General features: G+C 59.7%; 21 protein-coding genes. 12 read left to right on the plus strand and 9 right to left on the minus strand.

The features are described from left to right. Window positions 1-30: 30 nt before the first annotated feature. The 6 genes from JJQ51_RS31825 to JJQ51_RS31850 all read right to left on the minus strand — a co-directional run bounded on the left by JJQ51_RS31825 (window position 31) and on the right by JJQ51_RS31850 (window position 5,447). Entirely contained in the window at window positions 31-495 is a 465-nt protein-coding gene (locus JJQ51_RS31825) for a hypothetical protein (RefSeq protein WP_113354489.1), read from the minus strand. A gap of 112 nt (window positions 496-607) precedes the next feature. Next, window positions 608-1,489, minus strand: a complete 882-nt coding sequence (locus JJQ51_RS31830) for a DUF6030 family protein (RefSeq protein WP_269245786.1) — start codon at window positions 1,487-1,489, stop codon at window positions 608-610. A 220-nt stretch (window positions 1,490-1,709) separates the two neighbouring features. After that, a complete protein-coding gene (locus tag JJQ51_RS31835; RefSeq protein WP_269245787.1) occupies window positions 1,710-2,420 on the minus strand; it encodes a copper homeostasis protein CutC in 711 nt (236 codons plus the stop codon). Beyond that, window positions 2,410-3,336: an ROK family protein gene (locus JJQ51_RS31840; protein WP_269245788.1), complete on the minus strand. Its 927-nt coding sequence runs from the start codon at window positions 3,334-3,336 to the stop codon at window positions 2,410-2,412. The genes JJQ51_RS31835 and JJQ51_RS31840 overlap by 11 nt, the downstream gene beginning before the upstream one ends. 102 nt (window positions 3,337-3,438) lie before the next feature. Beyond that, window positions 3,439-4,791: an ATP-binding protein gene (locus JJQ51_RS31845; protein ID WP_269245789.1), complete on the minus strand. Its 1,353-nt coding sequence runs from the start codon at window positions 4,789-4,791 to the stop codon at window positions 3,439-3,441. Beyond that, the gene (locus JJQ51_RS31850; RefSeq protein ID WP_069615956.1) at window positions 4,788-5,447 is read right to left on the minus strand and encodes a response regulator; all 660 of its coding nucleotides are present in this window, start codon (window positions 5,445-5,447) and stop codon (window positions 4,788-4,790) included. The genes JJQ51_RS31845 and JJQ51_RS31850 overlap by 4 nt, the downstream gene beginning before the upstream one ends. 323 nt (window positions 5,448-5,770) lie before the next feature. Here JJQ51_RS31850 and JJQ51_RS31855 point away from each other — a divergent pair, with 323 nt between their 5' ends. From JJQ51_RS31855 to JJQ51_RS31895, 9 genes are all read left to right on the plus strand, one after another. Further along, window positions 5,771-6,226, plus strand: coding sequence for an RbsD/FucU family protein (locus JJQ51_RS31855; protein ID WP_113389255.1), 456 nt, complete (start codon window positions 5,771-5,773; stop codon window positions 6,224-6,226). Window positions 6,227-6,285: 59 nt separating this feature from the next. Then, window positions 6,286-7,239 carry a sugar-binding transcriptional regulator gene (locus JJQ51_RS31860; RefSeq protein ID WP_113332443.1) on the plus strand — a complete coding sequence of 318 codons (954 nt, stop codon included), beginning with the start codon at window positions 6,286-6,288 and terminating at the stop codon, window positions 7,237-7,239. Between the two features lie 146 nt (window positions 7,240-7,385). Further along, window positions 7,386-8,702, plus strand: a complete 1,317-nt coding sequence (locus tag JJQ51_RS31865; RefSeq protein WP_113332442.1) for an ABC transporter substrate-binding protein — start codon at window positions 7,386-7,388, stop codon at window positions 8,700-8,702. 144 nt (window positions 8,703-8,846) lie between these two features. Next, window positions 8,847-9,719, plus strand: coding sequence for a carbohydrate ABC transporter permease (locus tag JJQ51_RS31870; RefSeq protein WP_095435901.1), 873 nt, complete (start codon window positions 8,847-8,849; stop codon window positions 9,717-9,719). Between the two features lies 1 nt (window position 9,720). Then, window positions 9,721-10,563 carry a carbohydrate ABC transporter permease gene (locus JJQ51_RS31875; RefSeq protein WP_113354494.1) on the plus strand — a complete coding sequence of 281 codons (843 nt, stop codon included), beginning with the start codon at window positions 9,721-9,723 and terminating at the stop codon, window positions 10,561-10,563. An 11-nt stretch (window positions 10,564-10,574) separates the two neighbouring features. After that, complete coding sequence (locus JJQ51_RS31880) at window positions 10,575-11,579, plus strand: ABC transporter ATP-binding protein (RefSeq protein ID WP_113332441.1); 1,005 nt, start codon at window positions 10,575-10,577, stop codon at window positions 11,577-11,579. Window positions 11,580-11,727: 148 nt separating this feature from the next. After that, entirely contained in the window at window positions 11,728-13,209 is a 1,482-nt protein-coding gene (locus tag JJQ51_RS31885; protein WP_269245790.1) for a mannitol dehydrogenase family protein, read from the plus strand. A gap of 98 nt (window positions 13,210-13,307) precedes the next feature. Further along, entirely contained in the window at window positions 13,308-13,982 is a 675-nt protein-coding gene (locus tag JJQ51_RS31890) for an HAD family hydrolase (RefSeq protein WP_113332439.1), read from the plus strand. Between the two features lie 20 nt (window positions 13,983-14,002). Next, complete coding sequence (locus JJQ51_RS31895; RefSeq protein WP_269245791.1) at window positions 14,003-15,586, plus strand: FGGY-family carbohydrate kinase; 1,584 nt, start codon at window positions 14,003-14,005, stop codon at window positions 15,584-15,586. A 5-nt stretch (window positions 15,587-15,591) separates the two neighbouring features. Here JJQ51_RS31895 and JJQ51_RS31900 read toward each other — a convergent pair whose 3' ends face one another. Next, the gene (locus tag JJQ51_RS31900) at window positions 15,592-16,443 is read right to left on the minus strand and encodes a MurR/RpiR family transcriptional regulator (protein ID WP_269245792.1); all 852 of its coding nucleotides are present in this window, start codon (window positions 16,441-16,443) and stop codon (window positions 15,592-15,594) included. A gap of 253 nt (window positions 16,444-16,696) precedes the next feature. On the opposite strand from JJQ51_RS31900, the gene JJQ51_RS31905 reads away from it, so the two are divergent. Continuing rightward, window positions 16,697-17,413 (plus strand): sulfate transporter family protein, encoded by a 717-nt coding sequence (locus JJQ51_RS31905; protein WP_113332437.1) that lies wholly within the window; start codon window positions 16,697-16,699, stop codon window positions 17,411-17,413. A 2-nt stretch (window positions 17,414-17,415) separates the two neighbouring features. Here JJQ51_RS31905 and nth read toward each other — a convergent pair whose 3' ends face one another. Next, the gene (gene nth, locus JJQ51_RS31910) at window positions 17,416-18,195 is read right to left on the minus strand and encodes an endonuclease III (protein WP_269245793.1); all 780 of its coding nucleotides are present in this window, start codon (window positions 18,193-18,195) and stop codon (window positions 17,416-17,418) included. 22 nt (window positions 18,196-18,217) lie between these two features. Between nth and JJQ51_RS31915 the strand changes: the two genes are divergently transcribed. Further along, entirely contained in the window at window positions 18,218-18,721 is a 504-nt protein-coding gene (locus JJQ51_RS31915) for a DUF2244 domain-containing protein (protein WP_113354622.1), read from the plus strand. A 111-nt stretch (window positions 18,722-18,832) separates the two neighbouring features. Further along, window positions 18,833-19,705 (plus strand): methylated-DNA--[protein]-cysteine S-methyltransferase, encoded by an 873-nt coding sequence (locus JJQ51_RS31920; protein WP_069615970.1) that lies wholly within the window; start codon window positions 18,833-18,835, stop codon window positions 19,703-19,705. Between the two features lie 270 nt (window positions 19,706-19,975). On the opposite strand, the gene JJQ51_RS31925 is transcribed toward JJQ51_RS31920, so the two are convergent. Continuing rightward, the gene (locus JJQ51_RS31925; RefSeq protein ID WP_113333625.1) at window positions 19,976-20,965 is read right to left on the minus strand and encodes a sugar-binding transcriptional regulator; all 990 of its coding nucleotides are present in this window, start codon (window positions 20,963-20,965) and stop codon (window positions 19,976-19,978) included. Window positions 20,966-21,238 lie beyond the last annotated feature (273 nt).

Raw genomic sequence — 21,238 nt, forward strand, 5'->3', positions numbered from 1 at the left:
ATTCATTTCTTGCAGTCCCACCTTCGCGACTCAAACATTGTCATCGACCCTCGGTGAAGGCGACGCTTGCAAATCAAAATCCAAACTTCGGACAGCCATGTACCAGAAAGCATAGCCTGCGATACCGCCGCTTATGGTGAGCATAATGACATCAAACCTATTGGAGCTGCTTTGAAAGCCCCATGAATGAGCTGTCCAGTATCCAGCAATAGCTCCAGCTATCGGATAATAATAGGAGGGTCGCCCGAGCAATTCGCCGACGCCGATCGCCACTAGAGCGGCCTTCCACGTGATCAGGAGAGCCATCGGTACCACAGCGAAGCTAATGATGACCAATGCCAGCGGCACAGATATTCCCTCGGCGATTGAGTTAAAATTAGAGGCGAATGAAATCAAAGAATACGAAACGATAGCGAAATATTCAGCAACCAGCAGAGCGAAGATATTCATGAAAATCATCTTCTTGATGTTTGATTTGGTTGCTTTTGGCTCCATCTCTATCTCCGTTTCATCCCATGATGGCGAGTAGCCCGCTGAGCGCTTGCTTATTGGTTGTATTCGTAACATACACCATGAAAGAGCGGCAAATACGTGCATGCCCCGAGATCTAATTGGTCGAGGAGGGCGAGGGGAGGGTCCAGCGTGCCTTGTCGAAGACGATCGCGGTTCGGAGCTGCTCCGGCGAGGTTCTGCGCAATTCCAGTTGCAGGTTGAAATTGTTGTCGCTCTGGAATTCCTTGAAAAAGGCAAGCTTGGCGCCGAAGGCTTGCAGCGTCACGTCCTGCAGCTTGCCCACCGCCTCGAGTGCGGCCTGAAAGTCCAGCCAATGTGTCTCGTTCAGCAATAGGACGACAGTATCGACAAAGGTGCCGGCAACGGCCTTTCCGTCGTCATTGTCAGGCATGATGACCTTGATGCGGATGGTATCGATTTCGCCTGATGGCTTGCCCCTGGCGATGATGAAGAAGGAAGCTGCCCTGGGATCGCCATAGGCGCCCTTCTGGACGGCATAGCTGCACTCCGAAGTGCCGGTGCCCAGTTCGCTTTGCCGCCATTCGCCTACGGACAGGCCGAACTTCTGGAGATCGGCGCAAAGCGTCTGGCCCGATATCCGCCAGCTGCGCACGAAGGCACTCAGCAGCGCGTCGACAGGCTCATCCAGCAGATGGGATCTTTTCTTGACGGATGGCTTGGCGGTGACCGTCGCCGGCTTGACACGGACGCTTGTAGCCGCCGCGGCTAATGTCTTCGGCGCTGCCGCCGCAGGCGTAGCCGCATGGGCCGGCTGCTGTTCTTGCGCAGGCGCGGCGGGCGCTGCTGCATGTTGTTCCGGTTTTGGAAAGAGATTGAGATGATAGCGATCATCCAGCGCCCGCAGATTGCGCATATCGTTGGCAAGGAGCGCGGTTGCCAGGATGATCGAACCGATGACAACGGCGGCAATCCAAAAGACAGCCCTGCTTTTCTTGCGAGGTGGCGCCACCGACATGGTTCAGATCACAGCTACTCCCGAGGAAACTTACCTTGCTGCAATAACTGTATGTTGCGCAGCCATGTTCATGGCTACAGCATATGCGTTTATGAACGATTGATCATTCTAATGTTTCTTTGTCAATTCATGATGTTGCTTAAAGCAGATCGCGACCTTCCGCATCCGGTTCCCGTGTTCCCCGCGTCCGGCTTTTTGCACGTTCTTGGAGCAGTCCGCTCTAGGCGAAATACGCCTTAAGTGCCCTGACGGTGGCGGCATCCGTGCGGCGGACCGATGGCAGAGAGAAGCCGAGAGCGATGACACGCTCATCCGTCTCCGAGGCGGTTGCGGAGCAGGAGGCGTGGATCTCGCTGATCTGCAGGCGCGGCCATAGCTGGCCGACCGTTGCAAGCGTCACGCCGGAGCCGGGCATGATGGAGATGCGGCCGGCGGCGGCTGCAATCGCCTGCTCAAGCATGGCAACGCCTTCGGCCGCAGTCCTTGCGCCGCCGGAGGTCAGAATGCGTTCGAAGCCGAGGGAGATAGCGACATGGACGGCTTCCTCGACATCGGGCACCAGATCGAAGGCGCGGTGCAGCGTCTTGCCGAGACCTTCCGCTTGGGCGGTGAGCGCCTTGAGCGTGTCAACATCAAGTCGCCCATCCGGCAGGGAAGCGCCGAGCACGACTCCCGGCAAACCGGCAGCTCGTGCGGCATCGATGTCGCGCTTCATGACGTCAAGTTCATCCGCCGAATAGACGAAGCTGCCGGCGCGCGGACGGATAATGGCGTATGCAGGGATAGGTATCTTCGCTGCGGCGGCCATCAGCCCGGCACTCGGCGTCAGCCCGCCGAGAGGAAGCGCGCTGCAAAGCTCGATACGGTCGCCGCCACCCTCGACGGCCGCCTTGAGGCCGGCAATATCCTCGACACAGACCTCAAGCAGCATGGGTGCGCTCTCCGGTATATTGCAGGCCCAGCAGGGCGGCGCCGATGAGGCCCGGTTCCAGCTTGCACTCGCTCGGCACGACGAGCGGCCGGCCGAACTTGCGCAGGGTGCGGGCGCGCACCGCCTCGTCCAAACGTGCCAGGAGCGGTTCGACGTTGGAAAGGCCACCGCCGACCGGCACGATCGTCGCGCCAGTTATGTTGACGGTGAGGGCAAGCGGCGAGGCGACCAGATCCACCATGACGTCAATCGTGCGTTCGGCACGGTCTTCGCCCCTGAGCCACTGGCCGATGATCTCCTCGCTGGAAAGTTCCAGCCCGTGAAGCGTCTTGTGCAGGCGTTCGATGCCGCGTGCGCCGCCGACGGTGTCGACGCAGCCCTTCTGGCCACAGCCGCAGACATAGGCGGGAATAGCGACTGGTGGATTGCCGGCGGCGGACGCGATGATGGGGCCGTGGCCCCATTCCCCGGCAAAGCCGCCGGCAGCATTGACCAGTCGGCCATCCGCGACAAGGCCGCCGCCGACGCCGGTACCGAGAATGGCGCCGAAGACGATGCGATGGCCACGGCCCGCTCCGGACATGGCCTCCGCCATGGCGAAGCAATCGGCATCATTGGCGATCAGCACGGGATAGCCGAGTTCCGCCTCCAGATCGGCGGCAAGATGCCGGCCGTGAATGCAGGGAATATTGGCGCAGGTGAGTGTCTGCGTATCAGGATCGACGACGCCGGCGATGGAGAAGGAGAGGCAATCCGGCCTCTCGCCGGCTTCGGCAATCACCTCACGCAAGGCATTGACGAATTCGGCGAAATCGTGCCTGGGCGTCGGGCGCCGCGCCAGCGGCACGATGTCCGTCACGGAGCGGGCAATGCCGCCTTTGATGGCGCTGCCGCCAATGTCGAAGGAAACGATCATGGATACCGACCCGCTGGAAACATGGCGCACTTGCTCGCACCCTTTGCCGGTCTTTGCAAGATCAATCCTCTATGAGGCCAATCCCTGACAGTTAGAGCGTCATCAGCCGGACGGCAGGGTGATCCTGGCTTCAAAGCCATCGGTCCTGCCGGTCGCCGGCGACAGTAGATCGAGATGGCCGCCGATCTGGCCGACGATGCGCTCGACGATCGAAAGTCCAAGGCCGGAGCCTGCTGCTTTCGTCTTGCCGCGCCAGAAGCGCTTCTTCAGGCCGGCGAGATCATGTGCGGAAAGCACGGCGCCGCCGTTGATGACGCGGACGGTGCGGTCGTCGATCCGGACGGTCACTTCATCATCCACCGGCCCATGGATCAAGGCGTTTTCGATGAGATTGCGCATGACGATCGCAAATGCGTCAATATCGACGTTGCGCATCAGTTTCTCCGCCGTTTCATTCTCCAGGAGGACACGGCCTGCCGTTCCCGTATCGCGGTCGTAATCGCCTATGACGGTTTCGATGATGGCCACGAGATCGGCGGGTTTGTCACCCGTGCCGATCCCGGCCTGGGCGCGGGAAAGCTGCAGCAGCTTTTCCGCGAGCCGGCCGAGATTGGAAAGCGATGTCTCGATGCGGCCGGCGCGTTCCGTCAATTGCCCCTGCGGCAGTTCGGCGATCAGCCTCTGGGTCTGCGCAAGAGCGCCTGCAATCGGGGTGCGCAGCTCATGGGCGCTATTGGCGGTGAATTCGCGCTCGGCTTCCAGGGCCAGGCGCAGGCGCTCCAGCAGCAGATTGACGGAGCGGGCGATCGGTTGCAGCTCGAGCGGCAGCGTCTCGCTCACGAGCGGCGCCATGTTGCCGCCGTCTTTGGTGGCGATCTCCGAGCGCAAGCGGTCGATCGGCCGCAGCGATCGGCCGACGATGACGCCGATGGCGATGATGCTGGCGGGAATGAGGGCCAGTAGCGGCCAGAGCAGGGCAACGCCACTTTCGCGCGATGCCTCGCGGCGATTCTTGAAGGCGTCGGCGACGTGCAGGAAGATCGTGCCGTCGGCCGAGGATTCGGTATAGATCCGGTATCGCGATGTATTGTGGAAGCCGATCTTCAGCGGCACGTCATAGGCGGTTGGAGGGGCATCGTGGGAGTGCAGGATGACCTTGCCGTTCCCATCGAGTACCTGATAGGTCAGATATTCGCGGTTCAGCCCCTTGTTGAGTTCTTCCAGGCTCTGAGGATCGCCGGAATGGTCGCGGTTGGCGAGATCGTCGAGCACCAGCGGCAGAAGACGCTCGGCGGTTTCCTGCAATGCGCCATCGAATGTTTCCGAGAGTTCCTTGTTGACGACATAGACACCGATGCCGACCGCAATCAGCCAGAAGACGACGACAGTGCCGGTCAGCGCAGTGATCAGGCGCCGGGTGATGCTGGCGCGGCTGGGCTCCTTGTGTTCGGTCATCGCTCACCCAGGCAATAGCCGACGCCGCGGGCCGTCCTTATGCGGTCCTTGCCGATCTTCTTGCGCAGGCGGCTGACATAGACCTCCACCGTGTTGCTCTCGATTTCGGATCCGAAGGCGTAGAGCGCCTCTTCTATCTTGTCCTTGGAGACGATCGCGCCCGGCCGCGTGATCAGCAGGTCGAGCACGGCCCATTCTCGTCCCGTCAGGATCACGTCCTTGCCCGCCAGCTTGACGCGGCGCTGCGGCTGGTCGATTTCGAGGTCGTCAAACCGGAGGGTCGGCTGCGGACTGCCGGCATAACGCCGGGCGACCGCCAGGATACGGGCCGTCAATTCGCCAAGGTTGAACGGCTTGACGAGATAATCATCGGCGCCGCTGTTCAGGCCTTCGATACGGTCGGAGATCTGATCGCGAGCTGTCAGGATGATGACGGGCGTTTCGTCAGGCTTGCGGCGCAGCCGCTTCAAGAAATCGATGCCGCTGCCATCGGGAAGCTGCAGATCCAGCAGGATGAGGCCGTATTGCACCGCACTGGTGACCTCCTCCGCATCGGTCAGGTTCTTGACCCAATCCACGGCATGAGGGCCTGCCGCGATATGGTCGCGAACCGCGCCGCCGATCGTGTCGTCGTCCTCCACCACAAGAATGCGCACATGCACCTCTCAACCGTTGAACGTACCTCAGTTAATGCCGACGAACCTATCGGGTCAATAACGGCTGAAATAAGCCGCGGCGGGATGCACAGTTCATGGCCAGAGCGGTTCAGTTTTTCACGGAATCTCTGAGCCGCTCTATCCCTTTGCTTTCACGCAATCCCGAACGGAAAACCGCTGCGCACTTTTCCTGGAATTGCTGCAGGCTACCCGCCGAAAACGTTCCCGGCGCCTATGGACAGACAGGAACGCGATGGTTACTTGTTTGCGCGGAGAACAAAGCGGCCGCGAAGTGGCCGCCACAGGCTATCGGAGGAACGTTCATGCTGAAGGGAATTTCGCCGCTGTTGAATGCGGACGTGCTCTATGCGCTGAAATCGATGGGGCATGGCGACATGCTCGTCGTCGTCGACACGAATTTCCCGGCGGAGGCCATTGCGAGCCAGACGGTCCTGGGCGAGCTGCTGCGCATCGACAATGTGCCCGCTGCCGATGCCGTCGCGGCGATATTGTCGCTGATGCCGCTCGATACCTTCATTGATGACGCCGCGACGCGCATGGAAGTTGTGGGTTCTCCAGAGGAGGTGCCGCAGGTCCAGCGGGAGGTTCAGGCGGTGATCGACAAGGCCGAGGGCAAGCATTGGCCGTTGATGCCGGTCGAGCGTTATGCCTTCTACGAGCGTGCCAAGGATGCCTTTTGCGTCATTCAGACCGGCGAGCGCCGCTTCTACGGCTGTTTCACCTTGACCAAGGGCGTCATCCCGCCGGAGACTGCATGATCCGCCACGGATAGTCTGGATCATCCCGAGCAAGGACGCTGTTTCGGTAAAGGAAGGCGATGGCGAAGAAGCTGGATTCCCAGGGGCGGCTTGACGATGCGGCGCGGGCCGGATGGCTCTACTACGTCGCCGGCCGCACGCAGGATGAAATCGCCGTTGCGATGGGAATATCCCGGCAGTCGGCGCAGCGTCTGGTGTCGCTGGCCGTTGCCGAACGGCTGATCAAGGTTCGGCTGGATCACCCGATCGCCGCCTGTCTGGAATATGCGGCGGAGCTCAAGAAGAAGTTCGGCCTGCGCCATGTCGATATCGTGCCGAGCGATCCCGACAGCACATCTTCGACCATTGGCATCGCCGAGGCCGGTGCTGCCGAAATCGAGCGCTGGCTGCGGCGAGCCGACCCCATCGTGCTGGCGATCGGCACGGGCCGCACGTTGAAGGCTGCAGTCGACCAGCTGCCGGCGATCGAATGTCTGCAGCATCGGGTGGTGTCGCTGACGGGCAATATCGGTCCCGACGGTTCCGCTGCCTATTACAACGTCATCTTCAGCATGGCCGACGTCGTCAAGGCGCGGCACTTTCCGATGCCGCTGCCGGTGCTGGTGTCGTCGGCCGAGGAGCGGGAGCTCCTGCATGCGCAGGCACTGGTGCGCTCGACGCTCGATATTAGCGCTCAGGCCGACGTGACTTTCGTCGGTATCGGGGAGATGGGCGTGGAAGCGCCGCTCTGTCTCGACGGCTTTCTCGAGAGGGACGAGATGCTGGCGTTGATGGATCGGGGCGCTGCCGGCGAGATCTGCGGCTGGGTTTTCGATGGCAATGGCAACCTCATGCCCGATGATGTCAATGAGCGCGTCGCCAGTGCGCCCTTGCCGTCGCGCGATACCTGCAGCGTCATCGGAATCGCAAAGGGTCGGCGCAAATTCCAGGCGATCAAGGCGGCCGTTGTCGGTCAGCAGATCAATGGTTTGATTACCGACGAGGCAGTTGCCGAATTTTTGCTCAAGGTTTGAGCAAAAAATTTAACTCATAAAAACAAAAGGATAGGTTGCTTGCTCGGCAATGCAGCAACGAATCTGCATTGACATTTTGTCGCAAGAAGTGAGTAATTGCCCACGAGCAAAGCGAATGCTCATTTTTAATCTTCTGGGAGGAAGATATGAAATTGAAAACTTTACTGCTGGGCGCCTGCTCGGCTCTGATGTTTGCCGGCCTGGCGTCTGCCGAAACCCTCACGATTGCAACCGTCAACAACGGCGACATGGTCCGTATGCAGAAGCTTACGGACGATTTCAAAGCCAAGAACCCCGGTATCGACCTGCAGTGGGTCACGCTTGAAGAAAACGTATTGCGCCAGAAGGTTACGACCGACATCGCTACCAAGGCGGGCCAGTACGACGTGCTGACCATCGGCACCTATGAAGTACCGATCTGGAGCAAGCTCGGCTGGCTTGCCTCGCTCGACAAGCTTTCCGCCGACAAGAACTATGATGTGGATGACCTTCTCCCGGCCATTCGCAGCGGTCTGACGACCGACGGCAAGCTCTATGCAGCGCCGTTCTACGGCGAAAGCTCGATGGTGATGTACCGCAAGGACCTGTTCGACAAGGCCGGCCTGAAAATGCCGGATGCGCCGACTTGGGACTTTGTTGCCGATGCAGCCCGCAAAATCACCGACAAGGACCATGAAGTCTATGGCATCTGCCTTCGTGGCAAGGCGGGCTGGGGCGAAAACATGGCGTTCCTGACGGCGATGTCGAATTCGTTCGGCGCCCGCTGGTTCGATGAAAAGTGGAAGGCACAGTTCGACCAGCCGGAATGGAAGGACACGCTCGACTTCTACGTCAAGCTGATGAAGGATGCCGGACCTCCGGGTGCATCGTCCAACGGTTTCAACGAGAACCTGGCCCTGTTCCAGTCCGGCAAGTGCGGCATGTGGATCGACGCCACCGTTGCTGCTTCCTTCGTTTCCGATCCGAAGGAATCGAAGGTTGCCGACAAGGTCGGCTTCGCTCTGGCTCCGGATAAGGGCCTCGGCAAGCGCGGCAACTGGCTCTGGGCATGGAACCTCGCCATCCCGGCTTCCTCGAAGAAGACCGAAGCGGCGGAAAAGTTCATTTCCTGGGCCACCAGCAAGGACTACACCAACCTGGTCGCACAGAAGGAAGGCTGGCTGAATGCACCTCCCGGCACCCGCACCTCGCTCTATGCGAATGCGGATTACCAGAAGGCAGCGCCTTTCGCCAAGATGACGCTCGACTCGATCAATTCGGCTGATCCGACGCATCCGACTGTCAAGCCGGTTCCCTATGTCGGCGTTCAGTTCGTCGCCATTCCTGAATTCCAGGGCATCGGCACGGCTGTCGGCCAGCAGTTTTCGGCTGCTCTCGCCGGCCAGATTTCGGTCGATCAGGCTCTGAAGGCTGCCCAGCAGCTGACGGAACGCGAAATGAAGAAGGCCGGCTATCCGAAGTAACGGCCTTCGAAGCTAAGGAAAGCAGCGCCCCCTCTCGAGCGTTGCTTTCCCCTAGGCCGCCGAGCGCCGAACTGCCCTTGGCGGCCCTTTTGTTTCAGCCGGTCCGCGGCCACCCCCTCCTTTAAAGATAGGTCGGTACTTGCCATGGCAACGTTGCACACCCGTTCCACCGCACGCGTCATGATGGCGCCTTCGGTTCTGCTTCTCTTTGCGTGGATGATCGTCCCGCTCGTAATGACGATCTATTTCTCGACGCTGAACTACAATCTTCTGAACCCCGGCACGCATGATTTCCTCGGGTTTCTCAACTACGAATATTTCATCACCGATCCGGCCTTCCTCAGCTCGCTGATCGTGACGCTGCTGCTTGTCGGTGGTGCGTTGCTGATCACCGTCATTGGCGGTATTGCGCTGGCTCTCCTTCTTGATCAGCCGATCTTCGGCCAGGGCATCGTGCGCATGCTGGTGCTTGCGCCCTTCTTCGTGATGCCGACGGTCGCCGCCCTCATCTGGAAGCACATGTTCATGAACCCAGTGAACGGGCTCCTGGCACATCTCTTCCGTTTTTTCGGGCTCGATCCGCTGACCTGGCTGGAGACGGTTCCGCTTCTGTCGATCATCATCATCATTGCCTGGCAGTGGCTGCCCTTCGCCACGCTCATCCTGCTGACAGCCCTGCAGTCGCTGGATGAGGAACAGAAGGAAGCCGCCGAGATGGATGGCGCGGGACCGGTTTCGAAATTCATCTACATCATCCTGCCGCATCTGGCGCGCGCCATCACCGTCGTCATCCTGATCGAGACGATCTTCATGCTGTCGGCCTTCGCCGAGATCCTCGTCACCACCAATGGCGGTCCGGGTACGGCGACGACGAACCTCACCTATCTCGTCTATTCGCAGATCGTTCTGTCGCAGGATGTCGGCGGCGCATCGGCGGGCGGCATCATCGCCGTCATCCTCGCCAATATCGTCGCGATCTTCCTGATGCGCGCAGTCGGCAAGAATCTGGAGGCTTGAGATGGCACGCAAAATCACCACACAACGCAAGATCGTTGTATCGGTCGCCGCCTGGGTCGTGGCGCTCCTCATCTTCTTCCCGATCCTGTGGACGATCCTGACGAGCTTCAAGACGGAAGGCGATGCGATTGCCTCGCCGCCGCAATTCCTCTTCTTCCACTGGACGCTGGAGAATTATTTCGAGGTGCAGTCGCGCTCGGATTATTTCCTCCACTTCGGCAATTCGGTCATCATCGCTTTCGGTTCGACCATTCTCGGTCTGCTCATTGCGGTGCCTGCCGCCTGGGCCATGGCATTCTCGCCGACCAAGCGCACCAAGGACGTCCTGATGTGGATGCTGTCGACGAAGATGATGCCGCCGGTCGGCGCCTTCATTCCGATCTATCTGCTGTTCCAGAGCTTCGGCCTCCTGAACAACCAGTTCGCCAGCCGGGTGGGCATGGTCGTCGTGCTGATGCTCATCAACCTGCCGATCATCGTCTGGATGCTCTATACCTACTTCAAGGAAATTCCCGGCGAGATCCTCGAGGCGGCCCGCATGGATGGGGCGACGCTTGCCAAGGAGATCATTTACGTGCTGACGCCGATGGCGATCCCCGGCCTTGCCTCGACAATGCTGCTCAACATCATCCTCGCCTGGAACGAGGCCTTCTGGACGCTCAATCTCTCCGCGGTGGACGCGGCGCCGCTGAGCACCTTCATCGCCTCCTATTCCAGCCCGGAAGGCCTGTTCTATGCCAAGCTTTCAGCGGCATCGACCATGGCGATCGCTCCGATCCTGATCCTCGGCTGGTTCAGCCAGAAGCAACTCGTTCGCGGCCTGACCTTCGGCGCGGTTAAGTAAGGAAGAGAAACATGGGTAGCATTGTTCTCAAACAAGTCTCCAAGGTCTTCGGCGAAGCCAAGGTCATCCCTTCCATCGATCTTGAGATCGACAATGGCGAGTTCGTCGTTTTCGTCGGCCCTTCGGGTTGCGGCAAGTCCACGCTGCTGCGCCTGATCGCCGGCCTCGAAGATGTCTCCGGCGGCCAGATCATGATCGACGGTAAGGATGGCACCAATCTTAAGCCGTCCGAGCGCGGCCTTGCCATGGTGTTTCAGTCCTACGCGCTCTATCCGCATATGAGTGTGCGCAAGAACATCGCCTTTCCGCTGAAGATGGCGAACATGCCGCAGGCGGAAATCGACAAGAAGGTGGCGGATGCCGCACGCGTCCTGAACCTGACGGATTATCTGGAGCGCAAGCCGCGCCAGCTTTCCGGCGGTCAGCGCCAGCGCGTCGCGATCGGTCGCGCCATCGTGCGTCAGCCGGCAGCCTTCCTCTTCGACGAGCCCTTATCGAACCTGGACGCGGCACTGCGCGTTAACATGCGCCTCGAGATCAGCGAGCTGCATCAGCAGTTGAAGACGACGATGATCTATGTGACGCACGATCAGGTCGAGGCCATGACCATGGCTGACAAGATCGTCGTGCTCAACCGCGGCAATATCGAGCAGGTTGGCTCGCCACTGGAGCTTTATCGCAGCCCGCGCAATCTTTTCGTCGCTGGCTTCATCGGCTCGCCGAAGATGAATTTCGTCAAGGGCGCTTATGCGCAGACCTTTGGCGCCGACACGATCGGCGTCAGGCCGGAACACGTGCTGCTGTCGACCACGTCGGGCGATTGGCAGGGCAAGGTTCTCGTTGCTGAGCATCTCGGCTCCGACACCTTCCTGCATATCGATGTCGACGGGATCGGCACGGTGACCGCTCGCGGCTCGGGTGATTTTCCAGCCCGGGCCGGCGATACCGTCTACCTGACACCGGACAAGGCCCATATTCACCGGTTCAACGCCGAAGGGCTGGCGATTTCAGCCTGAAAGCCAAGGCCGTGTGCGCTTGAGCGGGCACGGCCAATGCATCTGTTCCGGTTCGCATCCATCGATCTGCGTGGACCGGTCAAGCATACCAGCCGGTGCGGCGTTCCCGAGCCGTCCGGAGCCAGAGACCTTCAAAAGGACCAGAGACATGACGTGCAAATTATCGCTCGCAACTCTTAAGCAGGCGGCTGCAAAGGCGGCTATTCCTGCTTATGACCGGAAGTCGCTTTCGGCTGGTATCGTGCATTTCGGTGTCGGCAATTTCCATCGTGCCCATCAGGCTGTTTATCTCGACGATCTTTTCAATTCGGGAGAAGCCCATGACTGGGCGATCATCGGCGCCGGCGTGCTGCCGTCGGATGCGGCTATGCGCGAGAAGCTGGCTGCCCAGGATTTTCTGACGACAGTGGTCGAGCAGGACAATAATCGCACGGCCGCGCGCGTGACTGCGCCGATGATCGACATCCTGCCGGTCGGCGATGCCAAGGCAATCGTTGCCAAGCTTGCCGATCCCGCGATCCGCATCGTTTCGATGACGATTACCGAGGGTGGGTACTTCATCGATGCCTCCGGCAAGTTCAATCCCGCCCATCCGGCGATCGTGGCCGATGGGCAGAACCCGGATGCGCCGAAGACGGTGTTCGGCCTGATCGTGGCTGGTCTCAAGGCGCGGCGTGCGGCCGGCCTGCAGCCTTTCACCGTCATGTCCTGCGACAACATTCCCCACAATGGCGGCGTCACCAAAGCTGCTGTCGTCGGCACGGCGCGGCTTTCCGATCCGGCCTTTGCCGACTGGATCGCTGCGCATGTCGCCTTTCCGAATGGCATGGTCGATCGCATCACGCCGGCGACGGGTGCGCGTGAAATCGACTTGCTCAAAGAAGCTTTCGATATCGAGGACAACTGGCCCGTCTATTGCGAAGAGTTCAAGCAATGGGTGCTGGAAGACAATTTCCCCGCAGGCCGCCCACCGTTGGAAAAGGTCGGCGTGACCTTCGTGCCCGACGTGACGCCCTATGAGCACATGAAGATCCGCATCCTCAACGGCGGCCATGCGGCGATCGCCTACCCGGCGGCGCTGATGGACATTCACTTCGTGCATGAAGCCATGGAAGAGCCGCTGATCCGCGCCTTCCTCGCCAAGCTCGAAAATGATGAGATCATCCCCGTCATCCCGCCGGTGCCGAACACAGTGCTTGCGGATTATTTTAAGCTGATCGAGCGGCGCTTCTCCAATCCGAAGATCGCCGATACCATCCCGCGCCTGGCGCAGGACGGCTCCAACCGCCAGCCGAAGTTCATTCTGCCGTCGACGGCCGACCGCCTTCGTCGCGGCGAGGATATTGTCGGCCTATCGCTCGTCTCGGCGCTGTGGTGCCGCTACTTTGCCGGCAAGAGCGACAGTGGCAAGGAGATCGTCTTCAACGATGCCAGCGCCGATCGGCTGCATGAAGCGGCGCTCAAGGCGAAGGACGATCCGAACGCCTTCCTGGTGTTCGATGATATTTTCGGAGATGTCGCCAAATCCGATCTTTTCCGAAAGCGCTTCGCGCATGCACTGAAAACGCTGTGGGAAAAGGGTACCCGCGTCACCCTGCAGCTATACTTGGACAACAAACTCGCGGAGTAATTTTCAAGCGGCCGGACCTCTCCTGTTCCGGCCGTTTTCCATTGCCATGCCGGGTTTCCGGCTGGCGGGACAGCAACAAAATTCAGGTTGGATCTGTGATGGCGGATGCGGGAACAGGGCTCGTAATCTTCGATTGCGACGGCGTGCTTGTCGACAGCGAGCCGCTGTCGGTCGGCGTGCTCATCCAGGCGATGCATGATGTCGGCGTCGAGATGAGCGAGGAGGATGTCTACAGCCGCTTCCTCGGCAAGAGCCTGGCGACGCTCGTCGATACGATGCAGACGGAATTCGACGTCTTCATCGACCAGGCATTTCTCGACCGTATCCGCAACGATCTCTATGAGCGCTTCAAACATGAGCTGAAGCCGATCGATGGCATCAGTGCAACGCTGGATGCGCTTTCGCTGCCGCGCTGCGTTGCCTCGTCGAGCCAGCTTGAGCGCATCCGTCTCTCTCTCGGCGTGACCGGTCTGCTCGACAGGCTAGAACCCAATATCTTCAGCGCCAGCATGGTCAAGCGTGGCAAGCCTGCGCCGGATCTCTTTCTCTATGCGGCGGAAAAAATGGGCGTACCGCCGAAGGAATGCATTGTCGTCGAGGATAGTCCTGCGGGGATCACGGCAGCGCGCGCGGCCGGCATGACGGTCTTTGCCTTCACCGGTGGTTCGCATGCTCATTCGCCGAGTTATCGGGCTGAATTGGAGCAGCTTTCCCCGGAAGTCGTGTTTGACGCGATGCCGGAATTGATACAACTTGTCCGCAACAAGAGATAAGTGGGCGGGACCTCTTTTGCATGCGTGATCACGTGGTTGCGGTCGATATCGGCACAGGCAGCGCACGCGCTGGTGTCTTCACCGCGGGCGGTTCACTGCTGGGTAAAAGTGAACATCCGATCCTGATGAACCGCCCGCGCGAGAACCACGCCGAGCATGATTCCGAAGATATATGGACTGCCGTCTGCACCGCCGTTCGCGGAGCCGTGAAGGCATCCGGCGTTGCCGCATCCGCTATCGGTGCTATCGGCTTCGATGCGACCTGCTCGCTGGTTGTGCGCGATCGCGATGGCGAACAGCTCACCGTGTCCACCGGGGGCGAGAAAAGGTTCGACACCATCGTCTGGCTCGATCATCGAGCGCTGGCCGAAGCGGATTACTGTACGGCGACGAAGCACGCGGTTCTTGAATATTCCGGCGAGTTCATGTCGCCGGAAATGGAAATGCCGAAATTGATGTGGCTGAAGGAGAACCTTCCGGAAAGCTGGGCCGAGGCCGGCTACTTTTTCGACCTTGCCGATTTCATGACCTGGAAGGCGACCGGTTCGCTTGCGCGGTCGCGCTCCACGCTGGTGGCGAAATGGAATTATCTGGCGCACCGCCAACCGGGCTGGCAGGCCGATTTTCTCAACGTGATCGGCCTTGGCGATCTGCGCGAGCGCGGCAGTTTGCCCGACGAAAGTGTTGCAGTCGGTCGATCCATCGGCACACTGACGGCCGAGGCGGCGGAAGCGCTGGGTCTCGACCGTGAATGCCATGTCGGTGCGGGCTTGATCGATGCCTATGCGGGCGCGCTCGGCGCGCTTGCCGGCCATGCCGGCGATGCCGACATGCTGGAGCATCAACTGGCGTTGATTGCGGGAACTTCAAGCTGCGTGGTTTCCTTTGCGCGGGAGCGCAAGCGCAGCACCGGCATGTGGGGCCCCTATTACGAAGCAGTCTTTCCGGGCATGTGGCTTGCCGAAGCCGGACAATCTGCCACCGGTGCGCTCCTCGACCATATCGTCAGCATGCATGCAGCCGGCGGACATCCAACAGCGGCACTGCATGACCGCATCGTCCGGCGGATCGCGGAATTGCGGCTGGAGGAGGGTGCTTCCTTCGGCGGGCGTATCCATGTGCTGCCCGATTTTCACGGCAATCGCTCGCCGCTTGCCGATCCGCATGCATTGGGCGTCATCAGCGGCATGACGCTGGACGCCTCCTTCGATGGTCTTTGCAGGCTGTACTGGCGCACCAGCGTCGGCATTGCACTCGGCATTCGTCATATCCTGGAGCGAATGCGGGATTACGGCTACGTGCCCGACACGCTGCATGTCGCCGGTGGCCATGTGAAGAATTCGGTGCTGATGGAGCTCTATTCCGACGTGACCGGCTGCAAGGTCGTTATCCCGAAGATGAACGAGACGGTCTTGCTCGGCACCGCAATCGCCGCCTCGGTCGCCTGCGGGATTCACGAAAGCCTCGGAGTTGCCGGCGCCGCCATGTATCCGGGCGGTCATGAACGGCTGCCGAATGCCGAAAAGAAGGAACTCTACGATCGCGATTACCGGCGCTTCCTCGCCATGTACCGCCACCGCGCAGAACTGGACGCCATGGAATAGGCGGCTTACCGGAGCGGCGCCTGGGCGAATATACCTTGAAGTTCTTCTATGCGGCGCGTTCTCATTTCCGCCGCTTCACCTGCGGCGTGAGCGACTGAAATCGCGAGATATTCCATCAACGCCATTATGGCTGAAAGGCTTTCGCGGCTATTGGCTCGTTGTGGCGGCAAGGACAGCGTGATGTTTGCGAATTCATGCGCCCATTCCGTGAATTGACCGGTTACCAGCAATACCTTGCAGCCCGCGCGACGAGCCGAGCGCGCCAGAAGACGCGATGTGACGAAACCCGGGGAATCGATGACAACGAGCAGCGCATCCTCGGATGGCTTGCCGAACAGCTCGATATAGCTGCCATTGGCGCCGTCGAGGAAAAGGACTTGATCACGGGCAAAGGTCAGGCGGTCGCGGAAATAGTGGCCGATCCCCGCGAGACTGGGATGGGAGGTGATGAAGACATTGCCGGAGGACAGAATTGTCGCAACCGCGTCGCGCCATTGCGGCTGGCCGGCGAGGTTGTAGATATGCTGCAGCATCTCGACCTGTTCGGCAATTTGCGTTGCGAGCGGGCGACCTTCGCTTGCGTCCTTCTGAAGCTGTTCGAGGATATTGGGCAATTGCGACGTGAGGCTCGGTGCATTTTCTCTGAGATGCACCTTTATCCCATCCAGACCGTGATAGCCGAGCGACCGCAGAAACCGTCCTACCGTCATCGGGCTCAGTTCCAGCCTGTCGGCAACGGAGGAAGCCGTCTCGAACGGTAGTTCATTCAGATGCTCGGAGAAATACTTAGCAATTCTTCGTTCGGCCGGAGTGCCGATCTTTATATATTGTCTAAGTTTCTGACTGAGGTCTTCCAAGTTTTGCGCCCCTTTGGTGGTCTTTTCGATGTTCTGTTGCGTCAATTTCTATGTCAATCAGCCATTCAATTTCGATCGGGTCGCCGATCTTGTTGCGGTTGTTGTTCTTAATGTGGCGTACAGGATATATTAGTGCAAACTGTATTACAATAATTCAAATTTTTAATTGGCACATTCATATATCTGCACGGGATATTGATATCGATGCAACCGCTTCTTAAGTGTCCAACTGCCACCAAAAGAGGTAGACCGAATGATTGGCCTTGCTGCCCGCCTCTCCCTGGAAAATCTCTTTGCGCCGGAGACGCGCAAGGTTTTCTGGAAGGTTCTGGGTCTCACATTGCTGGCGCTTCTCGTGCTCTGGTTCGTCCTGCGAGGCGCCTTCAATTCTTTCGTATTGCCTTGGCTGCAGGGCTTTATGCCGTCCACCTCGGATTGGACGGGTTGGCTTACGCTCTTCCTCGCCATCTTCGCCGGCATCGCATTGGCATTGGCCATGGCGCTGCTGATTTCGCCGGTCACAGCCCTGATTGCCGGACTCTTTCTCGATGATGTCGCCGAAGTTGTAGAAAAGCGCGACTATCCAGGCGATGCGCCCGGAACGGCGATGCCGATCGTCGCGGCGATGAAAAGCTCGGTGCGGTTTCTCGGCGTCGTCATCGTCGGCAATATCGTGGCGCTGTTCCTGCTGTTCATTCCGGGCGTCAACCTGATCGCCTTCTTTCTGGTGAACGGCTATCTGCTCGGACGCGAATTCTTCGAGTTCGCCGCCATGCGCTTCCGCTCACCGGACGAGGCGCGGCAATTCCGCGTCAAACACGCCTTCACGGTCTTTCTGGCAGGCCTGGTCATCGCAGCCTTTCTGGCAATTCCGCTTCTCAATCTGCTGACGCCGCTCTTTGCCGCCGGCATGATGGTGCATCTGCACAAGCTGATTTCGCACAAGGAAGCGAACCCGCGCCTTCGATAGGTTCAGCCTGCCGCTTCAGCCTCGATGATCTGCGCCGGAAGTTCGACCAGGGGAGCGGGGATGTCCCAGGTCTTTTCCGGCGAGCGACAGAGGTCTGCGATCACGCAGCGCTCGCATTCGGGCTTGCGCGCCTTACAGACATAGCGGCCATGCAGGATCAGCCAATGGTGGGCATGGTAGAGATACTGATCGGGGATGATCTTCATCAGCCGCTGCTCGACTTCGTCGGGCGTCTTGCCGGGGGCGAGCAGCAGCCGGTTGGCGATGCGGAAAATGTGCGTGTCGACCGCCATCGTCGCCTGGCCGAAGGCCATGGACAGGACAACGTTCGCGGTCTTGCGGCCGACGCCGGGCAGGGTTATCAGCTCCTCCCGCGTCCGCGGCACCTCGCCGCCGAAATCGGTGATCAGCCTTTCCGAAAGTGCTACGACATTCTTCGCCTTGTTTCGGTAGAGGCCGATCGTCTTGATATATTCGCGGATGCGCTCCTCGCCGAGATCGAGCATCTTCTGCGGCGTGTCGGCAACGGCAAAGAGGGCGCGCGTCGCCTTATTGACGCCGGCATCCGTCGCCTGTGCTGAAAGCGCGACAGCGACGACGAGCGTGAAAGGGTTGACGTGCTCCAGCTCGCCCTTCGGTTCCGGCCGCTGGATGGAGAAGCGGCGGAAGATTTCTTCCAGGTCCGCCTTGGAATAGAGGCTTTTGGCCGCCGGCTTGCGGCCTGCGGTCGCATTTGACTTTTTCACGGTTTGGGCGCTGGATTTGATCTTTGGATTTGCCATAAACGACCTATACTCAAGTCCTATGACGGAACGCAACGCCGATACGGCTGCAGACGGCAACAGGCCGGTTTTTGCCGCCGAATTGTTTCCCCATCGCTCGCTGCCGCGAAAGGGGTTCAGGGTCATGCTGGCCTTGGCGGGCGGCTTCTGTCTCATCTACAGTGTTCTCTTCGTCACGCGAGGCGCCTGGCCGATCGGGATTTTCTTCGGCGCCGATTTCCTCCTGCTCTATGGCGCCTTCTGGCTGAATTATCGATCGGGCCGTGTGCGCGAAGAGGTGACGATATCGCGCACCAATGTTTCCATCCGCAAATTCTCGCCGACGGGCCGCATGGTGGAACATGATTTCAATCCGTTCTGGACGCGCTTCCTCGTTCGCCGCCACCGCGAGATCGGGGTCGTGTCGATGCATGTCCGCGACAGGAGCCACGACACCGATGTCGGCTCCTTCCTCAATCCGGAGGATCGCGAGAGTTTCGCCAAAGCCTTCAAGCGGGCATTGGCGACCGTGACACAACGGATATGAGCGGTCTTCCCAACCCGGCGGTATCACATTTTTGCAGAGAGACCACTTACGCAAGAAACGGGTGGTTTTAGCCCTCTTGCCGTGGTTTTCTCCTTTTCAAGGAGAAAGATCATGAATGCGATTGCACAGCTGAAGAAAGACATCACCCCGGAAGGTCAGGACTACGACACCGTCCGGGAGGTCATCGAGCTCATCACCGAGGAATATCGCGACCAGCCATCGCTGGAGATGCTCGCCGAGAGGCTCGGCCAGTCGCCGACACAATTGCAGAAGACATTCACGCGCTGGGCCGGACTGTCGCCCAAGGCCTTCCTGCAGGCCGTCACGCTCGATCATGCCAAACGCCTTTTGCGCAAGGAGGATCTACCGCTGCTCGAAACGTCCTTCGAGGTCGGCTTGTCCGGCCCCAGTCGACTGCACGATCTTTTCGTCACACATGAGGCGATGTCGCCTGGCGAATGGAAAGCAAGGGGCAGCGGCCTGGTGATGCGCTATGCGTTTCACATCTCGCCCTTCGGCCTCGCTTTGATCATGGTCACGGATCGCGGCCTTGCCGGTCTCGCCTTCAGCGATTCCGGCAATGAGAAGGCTTGCCTCGCCGACATGACCTGCCGCTGGCCGAATGCCGAGTTCATCGAGGATCCGAATGCGACGGCACCTTATGCGGCCCGCATCTTCGAGCGCTCGAACTGGTCAAGCGACCAGCCGCTGCGCGTCGTGCTGATCGGCTCGGATTTCCAGCTTCGCGTCTGGGAAAGCCTGTTGAAGATCCCGATGGGCCGTGCCGTGACCTATTCCGACATCGCAAGGGATATCGGTCAGCCGACGGCCATGCGGGCCGTAGGTGCTGCCGTCGGCCGCAACCCGATCTCCTTCGTCGTGCCCTGCCACCGAGCGCTCGGCAAGAACGGGCAGCTAACGGGCTATCACTGGGGGCTTACGCGCAAACGGGCGATGCTGGGGTGGGAAGCGGGGGATGCTTGAGGGGTGTTCGAAAGTTTTGAGATCGTTGAGGCTCTGATACCCCCTCTGTCCCTGTTGGGACATCTCCCCCACAAGGGGGGAGATCGTTAGGAGTTTGCTGCTCGCCCAAATGAATGTTTAGCTGCTGTAATTTCAGCATGATCGATGTTTACTTTGAAGTGAGAGATTGCTGCGCATTACCAATCTCCCCACTTGTGGGGGAGATGTCGCGAAAGCGACAGAGGGGGGTACGCACCTTCGACCCGCTCGGAACTGGCAGCCGAAACGCCCTCACGCCGCCTTGGCCATGGCCATCTGCAGCAGCGCCTTGGCAGCGCTTTCATCCGTAATCAAAGTATTGCAGCCGATGCGTTTGATGGTGGCGCTGATCGCCTGGGCGCGGTGAGCGCCGCCGGACGAGATCACGATGTGCTTTGCCTTTTTCAGCGTATCGAGATCGACCGACATGACGCGCTTGTTGATCGGGTGATCGACCGAATTGCCGTCGGCATCGAGGAAATTGAACATGGTGTCGCAGACGCAACCCATGTCGATCAATTCTTCCAGCTCGCGCTTCGAGATGAAGCCCTCCGATAGCGAGGTTGATTGCGGGCCGATATCGCCGCAGCTGACGATGGCGAGATCGAGGTTTTCCGCCAGCCGGTAGATGGCTTCAAGACCGCACTTTTCGATGAGATTGCGCTTGGTCTCGACGGAGTCGACCAGAAGCGGCGCCAGGAACATGTAGCATTCGGCACCGAGCTGGCTTGCCAGGCGCCAGGTATAGTCGATCGGGTTTGTCTGGTGGACGGCGACGATGCCGCCGAGCAGGGAGACCACCTTGCAATTGTCGCGGCGGGTCGGGCGGAAGCTCGCGAGCGAAGCGGTCATCGTCCGGCCCCAGCCGACGCCGATCGTATAATTGTCGGGGATGGCCTCCGTCAGGAACTGGCCGAGCGCCAGGCCGACGCTCTTTGCCTGGGCGTTGACATTGCCACCGGCCGGCTCGGGAACGACGATCGCCTCGTCGAGCCCATAGGTGCGCTCGAGCTTGATCGCCAGTTCCACGCAGTCGTCGATGCCTTCGGTGATCCAGATCTGCACCTCGGCGCGGCGCATGGCCTCGTCCAGCAGGCGGATGACCGTGGTGCGGCTGATGCCGAGCTGCTCGGCAACATCCTTCTGCGTCAGGCCCTGATTGTAATAGAGCCAGGCGGCGCGAAGCCTCAGGGAGGAGGTCTCCGAATAGGCGGTATGGGTTCCGCGTCTCAGTTTGGCCACAGGTCCTCCGGCAAGATTGTCGCATGCGCCGTTTAACGTCATGATCCACCTGAGATGCGAAACGGAATGATGACGGATGACAGGAGCAGGCGAGATCGGCTCTTCTGCTGCCGATATTCTATGACATGAAACTTATGTCAATCGAATTGCACAAATGTCCTTGACTTTTCCGTGCGAGATTGCTGATAGTCAGCACTGAGGAATTCGGTCTTGTCCAGTCGAGGAGGACAATGTGCGAGTGCTGCCGCGAGCAAGTGCCAGGCCGGACGGGGA

The sequence above is a fragment of the Rhizobium sp. AG207R genome (assembly GCF_027109195.1).
GTDB lineage: Bacteria > Pseudomonadota > Alphaproteobacteria > Rhizobiales > Rhizobiaceae > Rhizobium > Rhizobium dioscoreae.